Source organism: Nevskia soli DSM 19509 (assembly GCF_000711955.1).
GTDB lineage: Bacteria > Pseudomonadota > Gammaproteobacteria > Nevskiales > Nevskiaceae > Nevskia > Nevskia soli.
In genome coordinates this window covers 24750-31410 of sequence record NZ_JONR01000050.1, presented here as the reverse complement: position 1 = coordinate 31410, position 6661 = coordinate 24750, and the positions used below count along the sequence as shown (strand labels likewise).

At 66.3% G+C, this 6661-nt stretch carries 6 protein-coding genes; 1 reads left to right on the top strand and 5 read right to left on the bottom strand.

Features of this window, described 5'->3' with window-relative positions; genetic code table 11:
* Positions 1-309: 309 nt before the first annotated feature.
* From BP26_RS0120315 to BP26_RS0120305, 3 genes are all read right to left on the bottom strand, one after another.
* Positions 310-681 (bottom strand): hypothetical protein, encoded by a 372-nt coding sequence (locus BP26_RS0120315; protein ID WP_029922393.1) that lies wholly within the window; start codon positions 679-681, stop codon positions 310-312.
* Between the two features lie 76 nt (positions 682-757).
* Positions 758-1870, bottom strand: coding sequence for a fatty acid desaturase family protein (locus BP26_RS0120310; RefSeq protein ID WP_051749220.1), 1113 nt, complete (start codon positions 1868-1870; stop codon positions 758-760).
* A 30-nt stretch (positions 1871-1900) separates the two neighbouring features.
* The gene (locus BP26_RS0120305; RefSeq protein ID WP_051749219.1) at positions 1901-3022 is read right to left on the bottom strand and encodes a ferredoxin reductase; all 1122 of its coding nucleotides are present in this window, start codon (positions 3020-3022) and stop codon (positions 1901-1903) included.
* Positions 3023-3185: 163 nt separating this feature from the next.
* Between BP26_RS0120305 and fabR the strand changes: the two genes are divergently transcribed.
* Entirely contained in the window at positions 3186-3890 is a 705-nt protein-coding gene (gene fabR / locus BP26_RS0120300; protein ID WP_084183274.1) for an HTH-type transcriptional repressor FabR, read from the top strand.
* Here fabR and BP26_RS0120295 read toward each other — a convergent pair.
* Positions 3887-5209, bottom strand: a complete 1323-nt coding sequence (locus tag BP26_RS0120295) for a sensor histidine kinase (RefSeq protein ID WP_029922389.1) — start codon at positions 5207-5209, stop codon at positions 3887-3889. The two genes, fabR and BP26_RS0120295, sit on opposite strands and share 4 nt — an antisense overlap.
* A 71-nt stretch (positions 5210-5280) precedes the next feature.
* A complete protein-coding gene (locus BP26_RS0120290; protein WP_029922388.1) occupies positions 5281-6621 on the bottom strand; it encodes a sigma-54-dependent transcriptional regulator in 1341 nt (446 codons plus the stop codon).
* Between the last annotated feature and the right edge of the window lie 40 nt (positions 6622-6661).

The window sequence follows — 6661 nt, the reverse complement described above, 5'->3', positions numbered from 1 at the left end:
CGGCGAGTCACTTTTCTTGACGCAAGAAAAGTAACCAAAAGAACATGCCCCGGAGTTTGCGCCGCCTACGGCGGTGCCCTGCGCTTCTCGCTCGTGGCGGGGTTTTTAGACAGGCCATCCTTGGCCTGTCTAAAAACGCTTCGGCATCCTGCCTCGCCTCGCGCCAAACAGGCGCGAGCCTATGTCGCCACGAACTGCGATGCTCGGCGCAAACAACGGGGCGGAAAGTCAAAAGCAACGGCAACGGCCAAAGCCGAAGCAACATCAAAAGCGCGGTCGGTGACGCGCGCAAGCCAAACCGTCAAAGCCTCAACTCTTGGCTTTCGCAGGCTGCCGCTTCTTCGCCGCCGCCTTCCTGGCCGGAGCAGCCTTCTTCGGAGCAGCCTGTTCCTTCAGCACTTCGCTAACCCGCTGCGTATCTTCCACGTTCTCGAACTGATCCGAGATCAGTTGCCCCACTTCGCGATTGATGCGCCGGATCGCGTCATAGACCATGCCGATGCTGCGGCGCTGCTTCTCGCGCAGCTTGAGCTTGTCGTCTTCCAGCAGCCCGGACTTCTCCAGCGCGTCGAACGGCAGCGCCGCGATGTGCTGGTGGATCTGTTCCACCGAAGTCGCCCCGCGGTCGACGGCTTCCTGGATGAAGTCCTTGAGCAGTTCCAGCCGTTGCAGCGTTTTCATCCGGTTTCCTTCGAAGTGTCAGCTCGGTGCATGCAGGCAGGTTACCTGTAGTCGGAGCGCGGAGGAAGACGCGTGTTCAGGCGGCCATGCGCAGCGGCGCTTCTTCGGTGACCGGTTGCAGGCGCGCGCGACCGTTGCCGCGCGTCGGCAGGGACAGTTTGAAGATGCGCTTCCAGGTGCTCAGGGTCTGCTGCAGGAAGGTGCCGGTGTTGTAGGGCAGGCCGTACTTTTCGCAGATGGCGCGCACTTCCGGCGCGATCTCGGCGTAGCGGTGCGCCGGCAGGTCCGGGAACAGGTGGTGCTCGATCTGGAAGCTCAGGTTGCCGCTCATGATGTGCATCAGGCGGCCGCCGCTGAAGTTGGCGGAGCCGAGCAGCTGGCGCACGTACCAGTGGCCGCGCGTTTCGTTCTCCAGCACGGACTCGGGGAACTGCTCCACGTCTTCCGGGAAGTGGCCGTTGAAGATCACGGCGCAGGCCCAGACGTTGCGCGCCAGGTTGGCGGCGACGTTGCCGACGAACACCAGCGGCGCCATCGGCCCGGCCAACGCTGGGAACAGCAGGTAGTCCTTGGCCAGCTGCTTGCGCATCTTCTTCCACACCGGCTTGAAGTCTTCCTTCAGCTGCGCGCCGGTCTTGGTCTTGTAGATCAGGTACTCCTCGAGCTTGAGGTTCTGTACCGCCACGAAGTGCTGGAAGAAGGTGTGCAGGATCACGGTCAGCGGCACGTTGGCCAGGAAGCGCGGCTCCCACTTCTGCTCGGTGGACATGCGCAGCAGGCCGTAGCCCACGTCATGGTCGCGGTTGAGCACGTTGGTGTAGGTGTGATGCTCGACGTTGTGGGTCTGCTTCCAGTTCTTCGCGGTATCGGCGGAATCCCAGTCGAAGTTCTTCGAGTTCAGCGTGGGATCGCCCATCCAGTCGTACTGGCCGTGCATGACGTTGTGCCCGATCTCCATGTTGTCCAGGATCTTGGACACGGACAGGGCGGCCACGCCCAGCGGCCAGGTCGGCGGGATCATCATCATCACGCGGCCGCCCACTTCCAGGCGCCGCTGGCGCTTGACCAGGGTGCGGATGTAGTCGGCATCGCGCTCGCCGAGATCGGCCAGCACGCGGTTGCGGATGGCGTCGAATTCGGCGCCGATGGCGGCGAACTGCTTGGGGCTCAGCTTGCTGAAGTTGCTCATGCGTCTATCTCTCCGAAATCGAATGGGGGCTCAGACGTCCAGCGTCACGGTGCCGACCGGCACGCTGACGCAGATCTGGATGTCTTCCTCGCCTTCCTCGCCGAGTTGCCCGGTGCGCGTGTCGCGCACCCGGCCGGACAGCTTGCGGCAGGTGCAGGTATGGCAGATGCCCATGCGGCAACCGGCTTCCGGGCGCAGGCCCGCGGCCTCGGCCTGATCCAGCAGGGTGGCGCCGTTGTTGGCGGCCAGGCGCTCGCTGCGTGCGAAGCGCACATCGCCCTCGGCATTGGTGCTGTCGACCACCACCGGCGCCGCGGTGAAATTTTCCAGGTGCAGGCGTTCGGCGATGCCGTCCTCGGCCCACAGCTGTTGCACCGCCTTCATCATGCCCGGGGGGCCGCACAGGAAGGTGCTGGCCTCGGCGTAGTCCGGCACCGCGGCGGCCAGCTGCTCACGGTTGAACAGGCCCTGCAACTCGCCGCACTGTTCAGAGGCGGCGAAGCCGCGCAGCAGTTCCACGTTGGGGTAGCGCGCGGCGATCTCGGCCAGTTCCTCGGCATAGATCAGATCGCGGGCGGCGTTGCAGTAATGCAGGAAAGTGATGCGGCCGGCGTGGCCCTCGTCGCACAGCGTGCGCAGCATGGCCATCACCGGGGTGATGCCGCTGCCGCCGCTGATCAGCAGCACGCGCTCGGGACGCTGCTCAGGCAGGGCGAAGGAGCCGTCGGCCTGGGACAGGGTCACCACCATGCCGGGACGCGCCTGCTCACGCAGGAATCTGGAGACGAAGCCGTTGGCGTGGGCCTTGGCGGTCAGCTCGATCTTGCCGTCCGTGGCGTGCGCGGAATTGGCCGGCGAGTAGCAGCGGGTGCGGCGCACGCCGTCGATCTCGACCGTCAGGCGCACGAACTGGCCGGCGCGGAAGCCCTGCCAGTTGCCATTCGGGCGCAGGCTCAGGGTGACGCTGTCGGCCGTCGGGTGGCGCACGGCGGTGACCTCGGCGCGCACCTCGTTGACCGACCAGGTCGGGTCGAACAGTTCCAGGTAGCGGTCCACGCCGTGCGGAGTGGTCATCGCGGCAACCACACGAGAGCCCAGGACACGGCGCAGGCCGGTGCTGAGGAAGCTGGTGTTGCGGCTGGTGGCGATCATTGGCGACTCAGGTTGTGAACAAGTGTGCACAGTCTGCCTCTGCCAAAAATGAAAGTCAACACTTGTACACTGAAATTATCGAGGCGATAATGAAAAACGCAAAAAGCGTATATGGATCAATGAGTGTATAGTGTTAACAGATGTTCTTGACCAGAGCTTGATCGTGCCCAGCCGTGAGGATTTCCCCCCCACTACCGCCCCCGAACGGGAGGAAGTGGGTGGGCGTGGTTCGCGCAAACAGCGCACCCGCGAGGCCCTGCTGGAGGCCGCCCTGCGCCTGATGCGCGAGGGCCGCAGCTTCACCGGCCTGAGCCTGCGCGAAGTGACGCGCGAGGCCGGGGTGGTGCCCACTGCCTTCTATCGCCACTTTCACGGCATGGAAGAGTTGGGCCTGGCCCTGGTGGAAGAGGGCGGCGTGACGCTGCGCCGCCTGCTGCGCGAGGCGCGGCGCAGCGACGTGCAGTTCACCGACATGATTCGCGGCTCGGTGCTGGTCTACAAGCGCTACGTCGAGGACAACCGCCTGCAGTTCCTGTTCATCGCCGGCGAGCGTGCCGGCGGCTCGCCGCAGATCCGTGAGGCGATCCGCCGCGAGGTGACGCACTTCACCAACGAGATGGCGCAGGACCTGCGCGGCCTCGGCGCCTTCCCCGGCCTCTCCACCGGCACCCTGCAGATGATCTGCGGCCTGGTGGTGAACTGCATGCTCAACGCCGCCATCGACATTCTCGATCTGCCGCCCAACCAGCCGCAGCAGGAGCAGGAACTGCTGGAAAACTTCGTGAACCAGGTGCGCCTCATCTTTCTCGGTGCGCAGCGCTGGAAGGAAAAATCCCCGGAGCGCGGCGCAGCGGAAAAAACGGCCTAGCCGCCGATTCTCGCCGGCTGCGGCAGGTTCAAGGTTACCCGCAGGCCGCCGCCATCGCGGTTGGCCAGGGTGATCCTGCCGCCATGCGCCTCGACGATTTCCCGCGCCAGCGCCAATCCCAGGCCGGTGCCGCTGCGCTTGGTCGAATAGAACGGCAGCAGCGCATTGGCCAGCACCTGCTCGCTCATCCCGGTGCCGCGGTCCCGCACCTCGATGCGCAGGTCGGAGCCCAGGCGCATGATCTCCATTTCGACCCCATCCGCCGGGCCACCGGCTTCATGCGCGTTCTTCAGCAGGTTGATCAGCACCTGCTCGATTTGCGTACGGTCGAACCAGCCCTCGCTCTCCGGCAACTTGCCGGTCAGGCGGAAAGCGCGCTGCCGCTCCAGGCCATCGAGGAACGGTTCCCAGCCGATGCGTTCCGGTGCCGGCACCGGCAGCTTGGCGAAGCTGGCATAGCCGTCGATGAAGAAATGCAGGTGTTTGGCGCGTTCGCTGATGGTGGCGAAGACCCCGGGCAGCCGCTCCACGTCGCCGCGCCGCGCCAGTTCGGCGCCGGAGTGCGCCATCGAGGAAATCGGCGCCAGCGAGTTGTTCAGCTCGTGGCTGATGACGCGGATCACCTTCTTCCAGGTCGCCACTTCCTGTCGCGACAGCTCGCGCGTCATGCGGCGCACCAGGTACAGGCGGTGTGGGCGCCCTTGCAGTCTGAAGCCGCGCTGCGACAGGTGAAAGGTTTCCTCGATGCCCTCGAGCTCCAGCGAGAACAGCGCATCCTCGCCGCTCTTCATGGCCTCGCCCAGTTGCGGCGGACAGCTGCGCAGCACCGCGGCGAAATCCAGGCCGATCAGGCTGCGTCCCTCGTTGAACAGGTGGCGTGAGGCCAGGTTGGCGTAGGCCACCCGTTCCTGCAGGTCGACCAGCACCAGGGCCACCGGCGTGTTCTGCACCACCGTGTCGAGCAGCAGCTCGCGCTGCACCAGGTGCTGCCGCTGATCCCGCAGTACCTGGCCCAAGTCGTTGTGCAGGCGCGCCAGGTCGCCGAATTCATCGCGCCGCGTGGCCGACAGCGAGAAGCTGAAGTCGCTGTCGCGGTAACTGGCCACGGCGCCTTCCAGGGCGCGCAGCAGCCGCGTCACCGGATCGCTCAGCAGCCCGCCCAGCCATAGCGCGACGGCCAGCAGGATGGCGCCGCCGAGGGGAACGGCCACCCAGGGATTGCCGATGGCAAGCACCAGGAATACCCCCAGCAAGGCACCCGCCGTCATGGCGGCGGCCAGTATCAGGCTCAGCTTGCCTTGCAGCGAGTACAGGCGCATCGATTCGATGGATGGGTGGAAATCGTCGCGCCGATTGTGGCGCAGCGGCCGGGCGATGGCGAACCAGTCAGCTAAGCGTCGGGCGGCGTCAGCCCGAATTTCTCCAGGCGGCGGTACAGCGCCTGGCGGCTCAGCCCCAGCGACTGCGCGGCGCGGCTGACCACGCCGGAGGCCGCCTTCAGCGCGGCCTCGATCTGCTCGCGGTCGGGCTCGTTGCTGGCGCCGGGGGCGATGCGCCGCGCCGGCAGGTTGAGGTCGGCCGGAACGATCAGGCCGTCGCGGCACAGCAGGCGCGCACGCTCGATCGCGTTCTTCAGCTCGCGCACATTGCCGGGCCAGGCATGGGCCAGCAGCGTTTCGCGCACTTCGTCGGAGAGCCGGGCCATGCCGCCGAGGAAGTGCTCGGCCAGTGGCATGATGTCGTCCGGCCGCTCCGCCAGCGGCGGCAACGCCACCTCGATGACGTTGAGCCGGTAGTACAGATCCTCGCGGAAGCTGCCGGCGACGATCATCTCCGCCAGCTTCGAATTGGTGGCGCTGAGCAGCCGCACTTTCACCTTGCGCGTACGCGAGGAGCCCAGCCGCTCGAACTCGCCGGTCTCCAGCACCCGCAGCAACTTCACCTGGCTGGCCAGCGGCAGGTTGCCGATCTCGTCGAGGAACAAGGTGCCGCCGTGGGCCAGCTCGAAGCGGCCTTCGCGCATGCGCGTCGCGCCGGTATAGGCGCCCGCCTCGGCGCCGAACAGCTCGGCTTCCACCAGGTCATGCGGCAGCGCGCCGCAGTTCACCGCGACGAAGGGGCCATCCTTCACCGCCGAGTTGGCGTGGACGATGCCGGCGATCAGTTCCTTGCCGGCGCCGTTGGGGCCGGTGATCAGCACCGGCGCATCGGCCCGCGCCACCTGGCAGGCCAGCTCCACCACCCGCTCCATCGCGGTCGAGGCATAGACCAGCCCGCGCAGATCGTAGCGGCCGGCCAGCTGCTCGCGGCGCTTGCGCCGCTCCAGGCGATAACGCGTAGCGTCGCGCGCACTCTCGGCCAGTTCCAGCAGGTTTTCCACCGTCGCCAGCAGGCGATGATCGTCCCAGGGCTTGGCCAGGTAATCGGCGGCCCCGGCCTTGACCAGTTCCACCGCCGCTTCCAGGCGGGTCCAGGCGGTGAGCAGGATCACCGGCAGGTCCGGCTGCTCCGCGCGAATCGCACGGAACAGCTCCGCACCCTCCGCCCCCGAAGTGGTGTCGGCGGTGAAGTTCATGTCCTGCACCACCAGGTCCACCGGGCCGTCCTTCAGCAGGGCCAGTCCTTCCTGCGGCGTCAGCGCCACGCGCGTTTTGATGTCGCGCAGCGAGAACAGCAGCGACAGCGCCTCACCCACCGTGGGGTTGTCGTCGATGATCAGGACGGTACGCATCGGGCGCTCATGAATGGCAAAGGGTTCCGTAGTACGGCCC